At 50.2% G+C, this 15,115-nt stretch carries 15 protein-coding genes and 1 tRNA gene; 2 read left to right on the forward strand and 14 right to left on the reverse strand.

Going from position 1 to position 15,115, the window contains the following annotated elements; translation table 11 throughout:
* Positions 1–129: 129 nt before the first annotated feature.
* From F456_RS0104900 to F456_RS0104960, 13 genes are all read right to left on the reverse strand, one after another.
* Positions 130–1,953 (reverse strand): DUF6382 and FHA domain-containing protein, encoded by a 1,824-nt coding sequence (locus tag F456_RS0104900; RefSeq protein WP_018975885.1) that lies wholly within the window; start codon positions 1,951–1,953, stop codon positions 130–132.
* Between the two features lie 12 nt (positions 1,954–1,965).
* Positions 1,966–2,481, reverse strand: a complete 516-nt coding sequence (locus F456_RS0104905) for an A24 family peptidase (RefSeq protein ID WP_018975886.1) — start codon at positions 2,479–2,481, stop codon at positions 1,966–1,968.
* Between the two features lie 161 nt (positions 2,482–2,642).
* Complete coding sequence (locus F456_RS0104910) at positions 2,643–3,596, reverse strand: TadE/TadG family type IV pilus assembly protein (protein ID WP_018975887.1); 954 nt, start codon at positions 3,594–3,596, stop codon at positions 2,643–2,645.
* A gap of 15 nt (positions 3,597–3,611) precedes the next feature.
* Entirely contained in the window at positions 3,612–5,858 is a 2,247-nt protein-coding gene (locus F456_RS0104915; RefSeq protein WP_157059996.1) for a DUF5702 domain-containing protein, read from the reverse strand.
* 124 nt (positions 5,859–5,982) lie between these two features.
* Positions 5,983–6,606, reverse strand: a complete 624-nt coding sequence (locus F456_RS0104920; RefSeq protein WP_018975889.1) for a hypothetical protein — start codon at positions 6,604–6,606, stop codon at positions 5,983–5,985.
* Positions 6,607–6,693: 87 nt separating this feature from the next.
* Entirely contained in the window at positions 6,694–6,882 is a 189-nt protein-coding gene (locus F456_RS0104925; RefSeq protein ID WP_018975890.1) for a Flp1 family type IVb pilin, read from the reverse strand.
* A gap of 36 nt (positions 6,883–6,918) precedes the next feature.
* Positions 6,919–7,797, reverse strand: coding sequence for a type II secretion system F family protein (locus tag F456_RS0104930; protein WP_018975891.1), 879 nt, complete (start codon positions 7,795–7,797; stop codon positions 6,919–6,921).
* Positions 7,798–7,811: 14 nt separating this feature from the next.
* Positions 7,812–8,684 (reverse strand): type II secretion system F family protein, encoded by an 873-nt coding sequence (locus tag F456_RS0104935; RefSeq protein WP_373290940.1) that lies wholly within the window; start codon positions 8,682–8,684, stop codon positions 7,812–7,814.
* Entirely contained in the window at positions 8,681–9,955 is a 1,275-nt protein-coding gene (locus tag F456_RS0104940; RefSeq protein ID WP_018975893.1) for a TadA family conjugal transfer-associated ATPase, read from the reverse strand. The genes F456_RS0104935 and F456_RS0104940 overlap by 4 nt, the downstream gene beginning before the upstream one ends.
* On the reverse strand, positions 9,952–11,133 hold the full coding sequence (locus tag F456_RS21760) for a CpaE/TadZ family protein (protein ID WP_018975894.1): 1,182 nt from the start codon (positions 11,131–11,133) through the stop codon (positions 9,952–9,954). Before F456_RS21760 ends, F456_RS0104940 begins: the two co-directional genes overlap by 4 nt.
* A 298-nt stretch (positions 11,134–11,431) precedes the next feature.
* The gene (locus F456_RS0104950) at positions 11,432–11,902 is read right to left on the reverse strand and encodes a thiol-disulfide oxidoreductase DCC family protein (protein ID WP_018975895.1); all 471 of its coding nucleotides are present in this window, start codon (positions 11,900–11,902) and stop codon (positions 11,432–11,434) included.
* Positions 11,903–12,280: 378 nt separating this feature from the next.
* On the reverse strand, positions 12,281–12,589 hold the full coding sequence (locus tag F456_RS0104955) for a hypothetical protein (RefSeq protein WP_018975896.1): 309 nt from the start codon (positions 12,587–12,589) through the stop codon (positions 12,281–12,283).
* Positions 12,590–12,735: 146 nt separating this feature from the next.
* The gene (locus F456_RS0104960; protein WP_018975897.1) at positions 12,736–13,158 is read right to left on the reverse strand and encodes an organic hydroperoxide resistance protein; all 423 of its coding nucleotides are present in this window, start codon (positions 13,156–13,158) and stop codon (positions 12,736–12,738) included.
* Between the two features lie 162 nt (positions 13,159–13,320).
* On the opposite strand from F456_RS0104960, the gene F456_RS0104965 reads away from it, so the two are divergent.
* Positions 13,321–13,800 (forward strand): glutathione peroxidase, encoded by a 480-nt coding sequence (locus F456_RS0104965; protein WP_018975898.1) that lies wholly within the window; start codon positions 13,321–13,323, stop codon positions 13,798–13,800.
* A gap of 194 nt (positions 13,801–13,994) precedes the next feature.
* Here F456_RS0104965 and F456_RS0104970 read toward each other — a convergent pair.
* Positions 13,995–14,077: transfer RNA gene (locus F456_RS0104970), tRNA-Leu, on the reverse strand.
* A 321-nt stretch (positions 14,078–14,398) separates the two neighbouring features.
* Here F456_RS0104970 and F456_RS0104975 point away from each other — a divergent pair.
* Positions 14,399–15,052: an urease accessory protein UreF gene (locus F456_RS0104975; RefSeq protein ID WP_018975899.1), complete on the forward strand. Its 654-nt coding sequence runs from the start codon at positions 14,399–14,401 to the stop codon at positions 15,050–15,052.
* Positions 15,053–15,115: the final 63 nt, after the last annotated feature.

Here is a 15,115-nt window from a genome sequence, read left to right on the forward strand (position 1 = left end):
GCTTTATTTGTTGTGGTTTTGTTTATAGCTTTGTTTGAACAATTGAACAACAGAAGATCGAAAAAAGTCCGGCTCAGAGTTGAATCTGAACGGACTTGTTTGTTTCTTTCCACAAATGCAGTTTCTTCATTACCCGCAGCGCAGCGTATATGAGATTCCCGCGATTTTGAATGTATCGCCTTCATGCAGCTCATAAGCTTTGTAAGGCGTGAGTGCTTCTTCATTCAAAAACGTTCCGTTGCGCGAACCGATATCTTTGATCAGGCACTGACCCTCCGAAAGCTCCAGCTCTACATGCGCACGGGAAATACCGACAGCCGTTTCGATATGCTGAGACACTTCATCCGATCGTCCGATTGTAAAACTGCCTAATGGCAGGCTGATACTTTTCGGAAGCGACCCGCTTTCCAGACGCTCCAATCGGTAACTCGTCGTTACAGCAGATACGCCTGCCATATTTGCGGATGCTGCTGCTCCACGGTCCCCGTCAAGAAGCACAGTCGGTTGAGCAGCCGGGGCTGCCAGAATTCCAGTCCCTCCTGCGGCAGCCGGCATCAGATGCTCCTCAATTTGCATCTGCATGCCGCTTACTGCCGAATCAGTCATCGCGTAACGTCCCTCACTAGGTTCTCTATCGTAAGAAGACGCCGGTCTAAGAAAACTCGGAATATGACGCTCCTGTACCTCCGGTTGTGGCGAGCTTTGCATTCCCCACTTTTTAGCCGCGCCCAAAGACTCATCTATCGCCGAGCTTCTTCCATTTTGCTGTACCCCGTAAGACATGCGATGCCCCTTCACCTCTTTTGGTTCCTGCCAAGAAGATTCCAGAGCGGCCGCTTCTTCTTCCTCCTGAAGACGCTCGACTCTGCGGCCACCGAATTTTAACTTCCGCGTCCAGCCCAAGTAAGCGAAAACAAGCAGCAGGGGAGTCGCTACAACGCAGATCAACAGAGCGATTTTACTCGGATTTTCCAAATACAGCATCTTCCACAATACAGCCAGGAGCAGCAGACTGATCAGCGGAGCGACAAGTCTGCCGTTTTTGTTCTCCTCGGCTCCTTCCTCTGCGGGTTCTGCCGCTGGATTTGGCCTATTTTGTAGTTTTCTTTGTCCGCTGCCTTCTCCTTTTTGCCAAAGTGTACTGCCCATCGGCTTCCGGCGTTCGGTTATTTGTTCTTCGCCTTCGGGTGATGCCTGAGGGAATGCCTGAGAGAATGATTCGGCAGAAGTACGTTCCGGTGGCCTGCTTGTCCATGATTCATATCCGCCGTTTCCTCCGTCCCCCCCACCTCGGGTTTCCGAATAATTTTCCATCGGCGGGAACGGCTTGGGCGCGGCTGCACCTGCAGCTTCCAGTCCTCCTGTAGTTCGTTTACCGCTGCCGGCCAGCAGACCGATCAGCAGGCTCTTCAGAGCCTGAAGCGAAAATGAAGGCTGTTCGCACATTTGCAGGATTCGCTGAACTCCGCTTCCGCGCAGATCATCTATCGTTGTCATCCAGCGCGAAGCCAGTCCACCGATTCGTTCTCTGATCGGAGCGATTTCTGCCGTTTTGTTAAGAGGCAGGTAGGTCAAATAGATCGTTCCTTCCGACAGCGGCCCATCTACGAACATATAGTTTTCCTTCAGCAAAAATCCGTTTGGATTCAGCATATAGGTCATACCATATTCAAGCGCCGTGACAATTTGCAGCAGCAGCGCATAATATTCGACTAAAGTAATCTTTTCCGTTTTCATGCAGGTCGACAGCATTCTTTTACCGCCGATGTTATAGTGCAGTTCTGCTTCCGCATCTACCTCTCGTACATGCAGATCAAGTACATGCGGTACATTTGAAGAAGCCAGCATTTTGACCTGAACCCGATTCAAACGTTCTCCGCCTAATTTCTGTTTGCTTTTGATCACCATATAAGTCGTATCTTTTTGTATGAAATCCGTAACAAAATCCTCCACGTCCAACCCTCCTTAGTACATATAGAAGTATCCGACCAGCGCGCCGGGCAGAACCGCCCACATAAACGGAAACGTCAGATGATTGACTCTGTCCGAAGTCAGTGGTGTAAGGCTGCGGAACATGAACACTCCAGTGAAACTGCTAAAGATTTTCTTGATCCGGCGTGCTCCTTCGCGCCGCCAACACAAAATGCCCAGTCCAATGACCCCTGCAAACAGAATCGAATACAGCAAAGTTTGCGCAGTAAACAGGACTCCCGTCCAAGCACCAATTCCTGCAAACAGCTTAACATCTCCTGCACCTACCGCACCTAACAAATACAGAATGAACAGGACAATGAATCCGGCGGCGCAGCCTTTTAGCGCAAACAGGAGACCGTCGAGTCCGTGAGCAGCTCCTTGATACAGAAAGCCGCTGGCTGCAAACAACAAATTAAGCGGATTAGGAATTTTTCGGGTACGGATATCGGTCATAAACGCTGCTGTCAAAAAGCAGCCGCAGCCGAGATAAGGCAGAATGTCGTGCATCTTTCGTCCCCTCATTTCTTTTTCTGTATGTCTCAAATATTGAAATTATAGCTATAGCAGCTGCCTCAACGTCCGCGATACCGGACCGAAGCAGATATTGTACGGTTCCGATCCGCGGTATCGCCGACGCTATGGCATGTCTTTCAAATCAAGCTTTCCACCTACTTACTCTTCTGAACTTGGAACGTTGCTTCAGCCGCCGTCCCTCCATCCACCTCGACCACCAGCGTCCATTCCCCAGGTGTTGTATTTCCGCCGACCAACCAAGTCCAAGAGAGATTCCCTGAGGCGTCTGCCGTCTGCCGTCCCAGATAGCGTGCCTTACTCTGGCCGCTTTTATACACGACTTTGATCATTGCAGTTTGACCGGGCTGGACTTTGGCAGTAACCGTCGCTCTGGTCCCTGGATAAGCAGGATCGGGTACGGAAGTAATGGTCGCCGAACCTCCTGCCGCTTTCCCTGCATCTGCCGAGACGGCAACTTTTTCCCCGGTATCTCCGATCCAGGCTCTTTCTTCCGCTTTGGCGCGGATCGATAACACCTTGCCTGTAAAAGGGACTTTGAGCGGAAGTTCGTAAGACAGCTCTACACCAAAATAAGGCTGATTGCTCCCGCCGGTTGTAGGTATCGTGATACCGATCACATGGAGCTTATCCATATCGAGCGGCCCGTCCGCTATCAGCGGCTGCAGCAGAGGCTTGATTACCGGATCGAGTACTGCCGAAGACATCTGATCTTTAAGCGACTGCAGCGGCAGATCGCCTCTGGCCGCCGCTTCTCCAACCCATTTGCCGATCGGTTCGGGAAGCGAAGAAGCATACTGCGCAGCAAGTTCGCTGAATGAAATTTTCGAGAATCCCTGCAGCGCTTTGGATACAGGCTCGACTTTACTCAAATTGTCCGCCGCCATCTGAACCGGATAGAGATGAGTAGACACCTGCTTTGCCGCTTCGGAAGCAGTAGTCTGCAGTACGGTCGAATACGCGGTCATTTGGACAATATAAGCGAGGAAGATAAAGGTGAGCAGGAAAATAGGCAGGACAAGCGACGCCTCTACAGCGATGCTGCCCCGTTCGCCGGCAGCCCGCCAGCTGTTATTGTGATCTGTCTTCATAGGCCCCTCCGTGAATCAGTAAGAATAATCGGCCTGCAGATCGACCGTGTAGGCATGGCCTTCCCATGTACCCTCACCGACTCCCAGCGTTTTCATAACTCCCGGCAGAAACCAGACCGGAATAGACATCGACGCGTCACCAGATAGGTATGTATAATGTTCGTCGGGATTGATCCCGGTATCGAAGCGGATCAACGCCAGCATTCGGGATAGACGATTATCATTGCCGGGATGCGCGAATAAAAACAGCCGCAGATGATCTTTGTAGGTCAGCTCGATCGGCAGCGATTTGGCCAGTTTTAAATGTCCCTGTTGTGCCAACATCGTTAAGTCGATAATCGCCTGAGTGATCCCCTGAAGCACGGCCTTGGCTAGAATTGCAAGCGGATTGACCAATGCTAACACGTTCGAATCAGCAAATGCTTCCATTGTACGAATCGCCACCCGCATAGCAAATATTTCTCCGTATGCTGCGGCGATATTACCGGCAGGGTTGCCGAATCCATAAATGATGTACTCCAGCTCCTGATTCGCTACGCTCAGCAGGTCGGCAGCAGCTGAACCATCAAGCGGCGTGCCTGGCTTGGCAAGCTGCTGCATCTTGGAAAAGTCGAAATTGGAAAAGTGATCGGAAGCATATTCGTTTTGCAGCAGTCGATCACCTGTCGCATCCAGCATCCCCGCAATTCCTCCGAAAAACCCATCCATATTTTCCATTGCATCTTTGCCGGCTGCTGTCGGATCTTCCTCTATACTTGTCCGCCCCGCTTCGGCAGCGATGCCTCCATTCAAATTAAGATTTTCCTGGTAGTATTTTTGCAGCGTTTGAAAATCTTCGTGATGTCCCTGGGTTTCCGATAAAAACTTGATAATCTCATTGACCTCTTTAAGTTTGCTTTTGGCGTCCGCCTCATCCTTTTTGCGAGCTTCATCATTCACGCGGTGTTTTCCGAATTCTTCTTCAATCTCCTGTATCACGCTGCCGCCATTTCCGTATCGTCCGTTATAACGATCCGCTTCCCGTCCGGAGGCGATAACCAGATGCTTTAACGTATAACTGTCTATTCCGGCATCGCCAAGCGCTTGACCAAGATTTTGCTGCAGCTGATCAACCTCCGTCTGCATTCGGGAAAAGTCGCTTTCCTGTCCGGCAATGCGCTGCTCCATTCCAGTGAAAAATTCCGGCTTTAACAGCAGCTCCTTTATGTTATCCCGGACAGCGCCTGCTCCTCCTTCAGGTCTTCCTTCCGCTCCCGGAATGTTCGATTGCCTGACCGCATCGTAGGCTCTATCCGCGCTGCGGTTGCCCATCGCTTCAATAACGGCTTCCATCTCGCCATTAATCTCTTTAGCTTTATGCAGATGTTCCCGGGCTTTGATCATATCGCTTGAATGAGGAGGAAAAGCACGCGAGATAATTCCCTGTATCCGACCTGTCACAGATTGTGAACCGGATTCATAAGAAGAAATTCTGGCCAGCAGTTGAACCCATTCAAAAAATCCAGGAGCCGGATTTCCCTCTTCATCGGTTTCAGGAGGCGGAACTTCCAAAGAAGCTCTTTGTTTCTGCACCCTGTAATCGTCATACTGCGCAGCCATGTCGACCGCGCTCCTTACCCCCCCACCTAGCGAGGCGTCTGCTATTCCATTTCCGCCGTTCGTTCCAATCTTCCCAACCAGACCGTCCGTCCTTTTGCCGGCGGTCTTCTGCAATTTCAACATGTTGTCGAGCTCCGCTTCACGCTTGTCATACAGCTTCTGCAGCTTCTCCAAGATCTCGACGGCGGCTGAGGTCTCCTTCATCGTTTCAGACATTGGTTTAAACCGTCCTACAACCTCGATAGCAAAGTTGACTGGAGCCTTGTATTTCATTTCTTCGTTGATTTGACCTTTGAAAATTTCATAATCGCCCAGCTCCCGGCTGAGTTCTACCGATGAAGAAACCAACTTGGCGTCCAAGATCGGCAGCATATCTTCTCTGGCTTTATACTCCAGACTGCGTTCCAGCACTCCGGAGAAGATCAATGAAGGATCGGTTTTCCCATAAGCGAATAGTCCATACTGGAGCTGCAGTTCCGGCACGTATGCCGACATAACCGAACGCGTTGCCGCATGCAGCAGCCTCTCGCTCTTAGCTTTTAATGCCGCCATCCGCGAGTAGTCGATAAAGATAGCTACGAATGCCAGTGTAACAGCCAACACCAAACTCAGGAAAATGGTAATCGATCCGCGTGCGCTTCTCCAAATGAGTGGCTTGTTCATACGCCGCCAGCTCGAATGCCAGTTTCGGTATTTATTGAAGCGAATTTTCAAATTTTCACCCCCAAACCGGGACGCTTATTTTTCAATTCTGCGTCCCGATTTCCGTTGATTTTCTATTGTTCTTTTATTTCTTCGCTTTCTTGCTTAGCTGGACTCCGGCATTCTCCGGCGTCATGGCAACAGCTGCTCCGCCTTTTTTCTCGTTGGGTACAGCCTTGTCGGCTTTGAACTTGCCCGCATAGTAACGGATCAGCTCAATATTCCGAATAAACTCGACCGGTTCAACTACTGTCGAGTACTGCGCACCACCCATTTCATTGCCCGCGATACGCTGGATCGGCGTCAGCGAAAGCGGGGTGTGCAGCACCGTCTTGATCGGATGCAGCAATCCCCGTTTACTCGTCATTGTGCCGTTCATTCCTGCGGGAAGCTCTTCGGCTGCTTTGACCATCTTTTTGGAACCGAGCGATGCTCCTCCGCCTCCCGGCACAGCAACCGTTTCCGAAGCTTCGGCGCCGCCCAGACCGCTGAACAAGGCGGACAGCAGCTGATCTTCAGTCAGACGCCAGTACAGATCTTCATTTTGGCCTTTTTCAAAACCGCCTGTACGAGCCTCCTTATGCTGATTGTTCCAGCTGTATGCGGCTCGTTCCGATGTGATCGCTGAAGCCTGCACGAGCATGGCGCTCTGGTACAGGTACAGACAAAGCATCAGGATCATAATGAGGCAGAGCATGACGATTGGCATGACGAGCGAGGACTCGAGAGTGAAGCTGCCTTGGGTGTTGTGAAGTATTGATTTTACGACCCTTCGGTTGCAGACTTTCATAGCTATTTACTCAAAGAAACTTTTACTTTTAGTGTCTACACTTTGAAGCAAGCCTTTCACTAATTCTGTAATTTGTTTTTTGAACAGCAAAGCAATAATCAACGTGACACCAATGATTAAAATAACTTCCAGCGTCCCCAGACCCTCTTCTTCTTTCCAAACTCCCTTGAACTTCTTCCCGATTGCTTGCAGCATAGATAAATCCTCCTTAAATGATTGTTTTTGATTTTCTTACATTTGAATCAGCATCATAGCCGGTCCCCCAACCATCAGCATGACGACAACTAGGATCAGTACCATGGGAAATACCATCTTCGACGAAGCCTTCTCCCCTTGAATCCGTCCCAACGACTTCCGCTTTTCCCAGAGCGTTCTCGACAAGTCTCTCAGCGCCATAGCAAATTCTCCGCCTCCGCGTTTATGGTTGAGCAGCACCGTCGTTACAAAAATGCTAGCCTCCTGTACGCCGCAGCGCTTGCCGAACTGTTCGAACACCTGATGAAACGGATCTCCGCTTCGCCATTCAGCGGTCATGCGATCGAGCTCCTTGTAGAGCGGATGATCGATTCCCTCCTTCTGCTGCGAGCAGCGAACAATCGCCTGCTGTACTGTCTCCCCCGCCCCAACCAACAGAATGATCTTGTTCAGCATTTCCGGAAGTTCGAGCAGAATCTTCTCCTCACGCTGCTTGACTTTGGATGCTAGATCCTTAATCAATGCAAATGGAAGAACTACTGCAAGCCCAAGTCCGATAGCGAGCCAAGCTGCCGACCCTTCATTGGCAATTGCCATTATGCAGCCGAAAATCAGCAGCAGTATGACGTAAAACAGCATCTGAGCCATAAACAGCATCGTCCGCTCCGCACTGTCTCGCAGTCCCTCTCCGCGCTGTACAGACGACTGCAGTTTATGAAAAAAAATTGGGAAGCGTGCAGCAATCCTCATTCGTTCTACAAGCACCAACATCAGCGGCATCAGTCCGCGCATACGAATGCCATCCATCGGAAGGGCTGCGATTTTACGGTGTGCCGGCGTTCGCTTGCCGATCGCCAGCAGCAGAAACGCAGCCAGAACCAATAGCACGATACCCGCAGCAGCTGTTACCAACATTTCTTCACCCTCGTTCAAATTTGAATATTCATGATCCGCCCCATCAGCCATGCGCTCAGAAACAACAGGGATAAACCGATAGTCGCCAACGCAATCCCCATAGGCGTGCCGTACAGCGGAGCCATAAATTCGGGGGCGGAAGCATTAATAAAAAGGATAAAAACGAACGGTGTTCCGAGCAAAATATTCGATTCGAATTTTTTTTGAGAAATCATGACCGAGATATCCTGCTGGATATCCATCTTCTCCCCGATTACCGTTGAAGTCCGCCTTACCACTTCGATCAAATCGCCGCCTGTGCGCTTGCAGGTGATAAAGACGTCAACAAAATTGTCGATGTCTTCGATCTGCGCCCGCCGCCCAAAATCCAGCAGTGCCGATTCGATTGGTTCCCCGTATTCCAATCGTGTCGTGATCACATCCAACTCCCGAATCATGTCGCTGTTCCCGCCCGGATACAGCAGCTCCAGATCTTTTGCCGCTTCGCGAAAAGCATTTTCAACCGAGCGACCTGCGGCCATGGACGAAGATAACGAATACAAAGCCTGCTTGAAGTGCAATCTCAGCAGCGTACGTTTGCGCTCGATCTGCCGCCTTTGCCACAGCTTCGGAGCTTTAAGTGCGGGAAGCGTCAGCAGCAGTGCCAACAGCCATATTTTGTAGAACAGCATGCCCACCGCAAACAATATGCCCGCCGTGACAAGGATACTGAGCACCCGTTCGTACGCTGCCAGCTTATACGTCTTGTAGTCCTTCAGCTTGTCGGCCGGTGACGACTGCATTTCCATGTCCGGCCCTTTTTGCAGCGGAGTGCCTTTCCCGGACGCGGCTCTGCCCCTGGCCGGCCTGCGGCCCCCGCCTGCGTTCGTACGCAGCAATAAATTCACCCCCCTTCAGGCAGCCCGGCTGTCTTGCGCCAGTCGGCCGCTCCGGCACCCTGCAGTTTATCTGTATGCAGCATGGGTTCATGCCCCCGCTTCAGTCGTCCGACAATACGTCCCTCCGATTCGCCTTCCTCTTCAAAACGGAAGATCGGACGAAGCTCGACCTGCCCGTTTTTCATACCAAGCACCTCACTGATCTCGACTACCCGGCGGGAACGATCCCGCAGCCTTGATAAATGCACAAACAGATCGATCGCGGATGCAATCTGCTGACGTACAACTTCAATCGGCAGATCCGCTCCGCTCAACACCATCGTTTCCAGACGGCTCAGCATATCTTTGGCGCTGTTCGCGTGACCGGTAGACAAGCTTCCATCATGTCCCGTGTTCATCGCCTGCAGCATATCGAGTGCCTCCGCGCCGCGCACTTCGCCGACAACGATCCGGTTGGGACGCATCCGCAGCGAGGAACGAATCAGGTCGCGGATCGAGATCTCGCCTTTGCCTTCCACGTTGGCATTGCGCGTCTCTAGAGAAACCAAGTTCGGCACTGTGACGATCTGCAGTTCCGCCGAATCTTCGATCGTAATGACCCGTTCATCGGGCGGTATGTACTGCGATAGAGCATTCAGAAATGTTGTCTTGCCTGACCCTGTTCCTCCGCTGATAAAAATGTTGTAACGACTGCGCACCAGTGTCTTCAGAAATTCAGCCGCTTCTTCACCAAGCGCTCCGCGCCGAACCAGCTCATCCATCGTCATCGGCTTCTCCGGAAATTTACGGATCGTCATGGTCGGCCCTTTCAACGCAATCGGCGGCAGCACGACATTGACCCGCGAGCCGTCTTTAAGACGCGCATCGACAATCGGCGACGATTCGTTAACGATCCGATTGACGCCGGATACAATGGTCTGCACGATGTCTTCCAGCTTCTCTCGAGATTCAAAAGCCTGGGGAATCTGTCGAACTTCGCCGTCCCGCTCGATAAAAATTTCCTTATGCCCGTTGATCATAATTTCCGTGACGCTTTTGTCATCCACCAACGGCTGCAAAATATCGAGACCTCGAAACGAATCGTAGACCCGGCGCACCAACTTTCTCTTCTCTCCCGATGTCATGACTGACGAACGCGAATCGGACAATATTTTGCGCTCGATCAAATTCATCAGCTCTGCATCGTCCGCCGACTGCGTAACATCCAGCGAAGAGCGGACCTCCGCCCGCATGGTACGAAACAATTCTTCCTGCAGCTGTTCTTCGGCCGTAACTCTCATTGCCAGCCTCCTGCAGCCTGCATCGACTGCCGGACAGAGCCCTTCTGCCCTTTGCTTTCATCCAGACCAAGCTGTTCGCACAGTGCCAGAATATCGCGCTGAAAGATCGGCGAGCCGAGCAGTACATCTTCTCTCGATAAGTATTTCCATGACGGAATGTACGACAGAAAAGCGGCGGGACGAAGATCCGGACGAGGCAGCGTATTTTCTAATCGGCCTCCATAGCGGTTGACGACAAACAAACTCTTGCCAAGCAGCGTATAGAAGTCGTTCGGCTGCCGGACTTCTCTATAACTCATCCATCCTGCGGTCTTCCGCATATGCAGCAGATCATCGGCAAGCAGCCACAGCACGCGATCCGCTCGACTCAGCACAGCCCGGGAACGTTCATGACTTTCCGTGTCCGTGTCTACAATGACCACGTCGCACATTCCGCTGCTTGCGATATAATCGATCAGCAGAACGGTATCCGCCTCGTTCATCTGCAGCAGCTCATCTGGGCGATCAAGCGGTGAGAACGAAGCCGCCTTGATTTTTTCTTGAAAAGAAGCATAACGAGACAATGGAAATTGGCATGCTTCTCCGTTTTCCTTCGCCGCACGCAGATCATACAGCAGTTCCGGCAGACCGCCTTCCGCTCCCTGCTGTCCGCCGCTTCCGCTGCGAAAAGTAATGGAGCTGTCTACCGTTTCCAGATTGAGATAGAAAACTCGCAGCCCGCGGCCGCCCAGCTGTTTGGACAAATTCAAAGCTGTTGTCGTCTTGCCCGCGCCTGGAGCCGCCGAATGCACAGCGATGACTTCCGCCTTTCCAGAGACAAACGATCCGTTAGAAGTCTGTGCCGCTCCGGCCAGATCCATCACCGCCATCAGCAGCAGATTCAGCGGCTGGAAAGGCAGCAGAACGGGTCCGCCGAGCGCAATGCTCTCCTCCCCTCCTCCAAGCGCCGCCCAAGGTATTCTTCCGCCGCCTTCCGATTCCAGCCACGGCGTCAGAAAAGCCGGCTCACCAAGTACAAAGTCCGGCCGATCTTCTCCCATTGCCGTGAGAAAAGCTTCGATCTTTGAAAAAGCACGTACACTCACTTGTTTGGCAAACTCTCCTGTGCGAGCATACAGCAAGAAGGGTTCAATATATTGTTCGTCCTCTACGGCTAACATAATCTGCAGATTCCGCATTTCGATGTCTCCTTTCCTTCCTTGCAGCACAAAAAAGCACCGCTCGCAAACCTGCCGGAATCGGCAAGTTTGGAGCGGTGCTTCCGCTGTGCTTCGTTTAGTTGTCCTCACAATAGCATAAGAGTCCGCAAGCAGGCAAGACCCAATTTTTTCTTTTTCCCGCTTAATTGGCTCTGAATCTAAACAGTATGTTTATATAGGAGGAGTCTCGAAAAACGAATACATCTCTGCATCAAGTCGGAGAAGACGAAACAGATTTTTTTGGCATAGAACATGGTAAAGAAAATGAGGGCAGCAATCAAGCCTGTCCCGCACCCGTATCCAAGAACCGCTTCCGCACTCCTGGCGGCGGAATCGGGCATGTATCGTCCTTACCGAACCAACGGTAGCGGTTGCGCGCGATATAACGGTAGACTGTATCTCGCAGCGGCCTTGGCACGATAATCAAGGCATACAACAGCGGCCAGGGAAAACGCAGTCTGCGTGCGATGCGCAGCGCGGCGGTCGAGCGGACATATTTGCGCCCGTTCTCGATCAGCACCAGCGTGTTCGGCTCGCCGGATTCCTCGAATCCTGTTCCGCCGGCCAATTCCGTTCCCAATTCGGACTGGAGCGATGCAAACTGGAACGTGCCTTTCGGATCTCTGTCGACAATAAAACGAACAGCTCCCTGGCAAAAATGGCATACGCCATCGATCAATACAATATCCTGATCCGGAAGCTCTCCGGCCTGTCTATCGATTCTTCCTTCATCGGTTGTCGCCTGCATCATCCTGCCTCCTGTTCGAGAATATTTTTCTTTTCCTGCCTATCATCTTCTTCCTCTACTATCCCTTTAACCCTGTTGACCGGCTTGAACCTCGTTTAGATTCTCTGCTCCACTTCAACTTACAAATACTGAGAAGAAGATTGCTGTAAAACAGATCCCTACAAGAAAGATTACACAGGAAGGAGATACAAAAAGAGATACAGAAAAGACGCTAAAAAAGAAAACAGCGGATGCACAGGAGGAAGATTCCCATACGTCCGCTGTTTTCGTATCCGAACTGACAAAGCAATACCTGCCTGCCGTTCAAAAAAATCCACCTGTTCCGCATTGGATCGCATTTCGCTCCCATTCAAGGAGGAACGGAGTGCGCATCATGAACTAGGCGAGAAGTTCTTCGACTCTTCCGTCTTTCATCTGCGCGTCCAGTTCGCCTTTGAACTTCTCGAAGCAGTTGCAGATATAATCCTTACGGCAGATCGGGCAAGGAGTCTTGAGCAGTCGGCTGACGTGCGTCATTCTCCAACCCTCCGGAAAACGATTGTAGAAAGTGCGGCACATTGTGCCATCTTCCAAATGGAGGACATATTCATACAGTCCGTCCTTTTCATTGCTTCCGGCCTTATCTACACCTACGACAGTTGGTCTGTAAGCCATATTATAATCACCCGTTATTCTTAGTTTCGTCATGGGATATAACTCCACCCATGCCGCGTGCTTATATAGCTTAATGAATTTAACCCGTTGTGTCAACCGCACTTCAGCAGCCGCAGCATCGAAAAGGCCAGAGGCCTTTCCCTAAGGAAAAGCGTCTCCGGCCCGGGTTTTATTTTACATTAGACTACAGTAAGCTCCACATCCATGTTGCCTCGTGTTGCTTTGGAGTAAGGGCAGAAATTATGCGCTTTTTCTACCAAATCTTTGGCTTTATCCGGATCCAGTCCCGGAATGCGAACTTCCAGCTTGGCAGCCAATTTAAAACCGCCATCCGACTCATCCTTGCCGATCATCACGTTGCAGGTGACTTCGGTATCGGGAATATCCAGCTTTTCTTTGCGTGCGATATTGGCCAGAGCGCTCTCGAAGCATGCGCTGTATCCGGCGGCAAACAGCTCTTCCGGGTTTGTTCCCGTGCCGCCTTCACCGCCGAGACCCTTAGGCATCGACAATTCAAGATTTAGTGCACCATCTGTCGATTCGACTATTCCGGTTCTTCCACCTCTGCGTGCCGTTGCTTTTGCCGTGTATAAAGCATCCATGTTCTGTCACTCCTCTAATAAATTTAAAATTCTCGAACTGCCAAACTACCTAATCTATAAAGCAAACGACAGCTAATGAAACGAATTCGAATTGCAAAAATCAATTAAATTGTTTACAATCAAAGTGATAATAACTATTTTGATCCAGAGAGGAGTTTTGACGTGTCCGTATACGACTATGAAGCTCGCACCTCCAAAGGCGAAGAGGTCAAACTGTCCGATTATCAGGGAAAAGTAGTATTGATCGTCAACACGGCAAGCAAATGCGGGTTTACGCCTCAATTCCAAGGACTTCAAGAATTGTATGACAAGTACCATGAACGCGGCCTTGAAATCCTCGGATTTCCAAGCAACCAATTCAATGAACAGGATCCAGGGAGCAACGAAGAAATCGTAGAATTCTGTCAGTTGAACTACGGCGTTAAATTCCCTATGTTCGAGAAGATCGACGTTAAAGGCGGCAGTGCGCATCCTCTGTTCCAGTACCTAAGCGCAGAAGCGCCAGGGCTGATGGGTTCCAAAGCAGTCAAATGGAACTTCACAAAATTCTTGGTCGACAGAGAAGGCAAACCGGTCAAGCGATTCTCTCCGCAAACGTCGCCGGAACAGCTTACCAAGGATATTGAGAAATTGCTGGGTTGATCAATCGAAACGTCCAACTAACATCTACCTGAAAATAAAAAGCCCTCGCATCATGCGATGGGCTTTTAGTGTGATATTATTTCCAATCGATACTCGCTTAATTCTAATCAATACTTATTCGAATATAAAAAAATACTTATTTAAGTACATAAAAAAGCCGAAATATCCCCTAGGATACTTCGGCTTACTCGTTATGCGGTAGAGAGGACTCGAACCTCCACGGGTATACACCCACTACCCCCTCAAGATAGCGTGTCTGCCATTCCACCACTACCGCATATCAAATAAATGAGTCAACTCCTATATCATACTTCCTCAGAAGCATGCAGTCAATCATTTTTTTGCAAATTCGTTTTCAAAAAAGCTATCTTATCCACTTCCCCTTGATATGTATATGTTATATAAAGTAACACAAAAGTATTTAAGAAGCAGGATTTTATAAAAGTATGATCAAATAACTGACATTTCATTGACCAAACCATTATTCAGGTGTAAAAATAGATATTATAAATGATCGAATAATATAAATTATAGTATAATTAACACAAACCTAACATAATCGATTTTACAGTTTTTCATTATAAGGAGGCGCAGTGCCATGCATAGCGGACAAAAGCTTCTCAGTTACATGACTCTTCTCGAAACGTCGTCCCCATCGCCTGTAGGGTGCATTAAAGAGGATTTGAACGGCAATCGTTTGAGCTGTATTGAAGCTTTTGAAGAAGTCATGCGCTCCTATATTCATCCTCGCTTAGCGCACATTGAAGGAAAAAGTATCGAGGATTTGTATGCAGCATTCTCGCGCGGCGATTACGAAACCGTCTTCCAAATTGATCGCTGTCTGCGAACCCGAACTTGCCCGAATGAGATTGATGCGGAAATGCGCCGTACCGGACGCAAATTGTTGAAACTATCGAGATCTCTGTACCCATGGATAAATTTCACTCCGCTGTCCGAAGCTCTTCAAGCCGAAAAGGCATTTGGGTGCCCGGCCGTCTGCTATGCCTGGATCAACTTTCAATTGGAGATTGAACCGAGTGAGGCCGTACCGGTTTACCTGTACCATTACACAACCGCTTATGTCGAACATTGCTCCCGGCTTCTGAATCTCGACGATGTCAGCCGACGCAAACTGCTGATGCGAATGATCGATGATATATCGGAGCGCTGGGCACTCGTTCGCAATATAGGTGCTCCGTCTTTCATGTCGGGAACGGCTTATGAGGAATCTTTCATTCAAAAAACACTTTGAAGCCCCGGCTTCAAAGTGTTTTTTTGCCTTATCCGGCAAGCAGCTTCCTGCTTCATTCTCATA

The organism is Saccharibacillus kuerlensis DSM 22868 (genome assembly GCF_000378145.1).
GTDB classification, from domain to species: domain Bacteria; phylum Bacillota; class Bacilli; order Paenibacillales; family Paenibacillaceae; genus Saccharibacillus; species Saccharibacillus kuerlensis.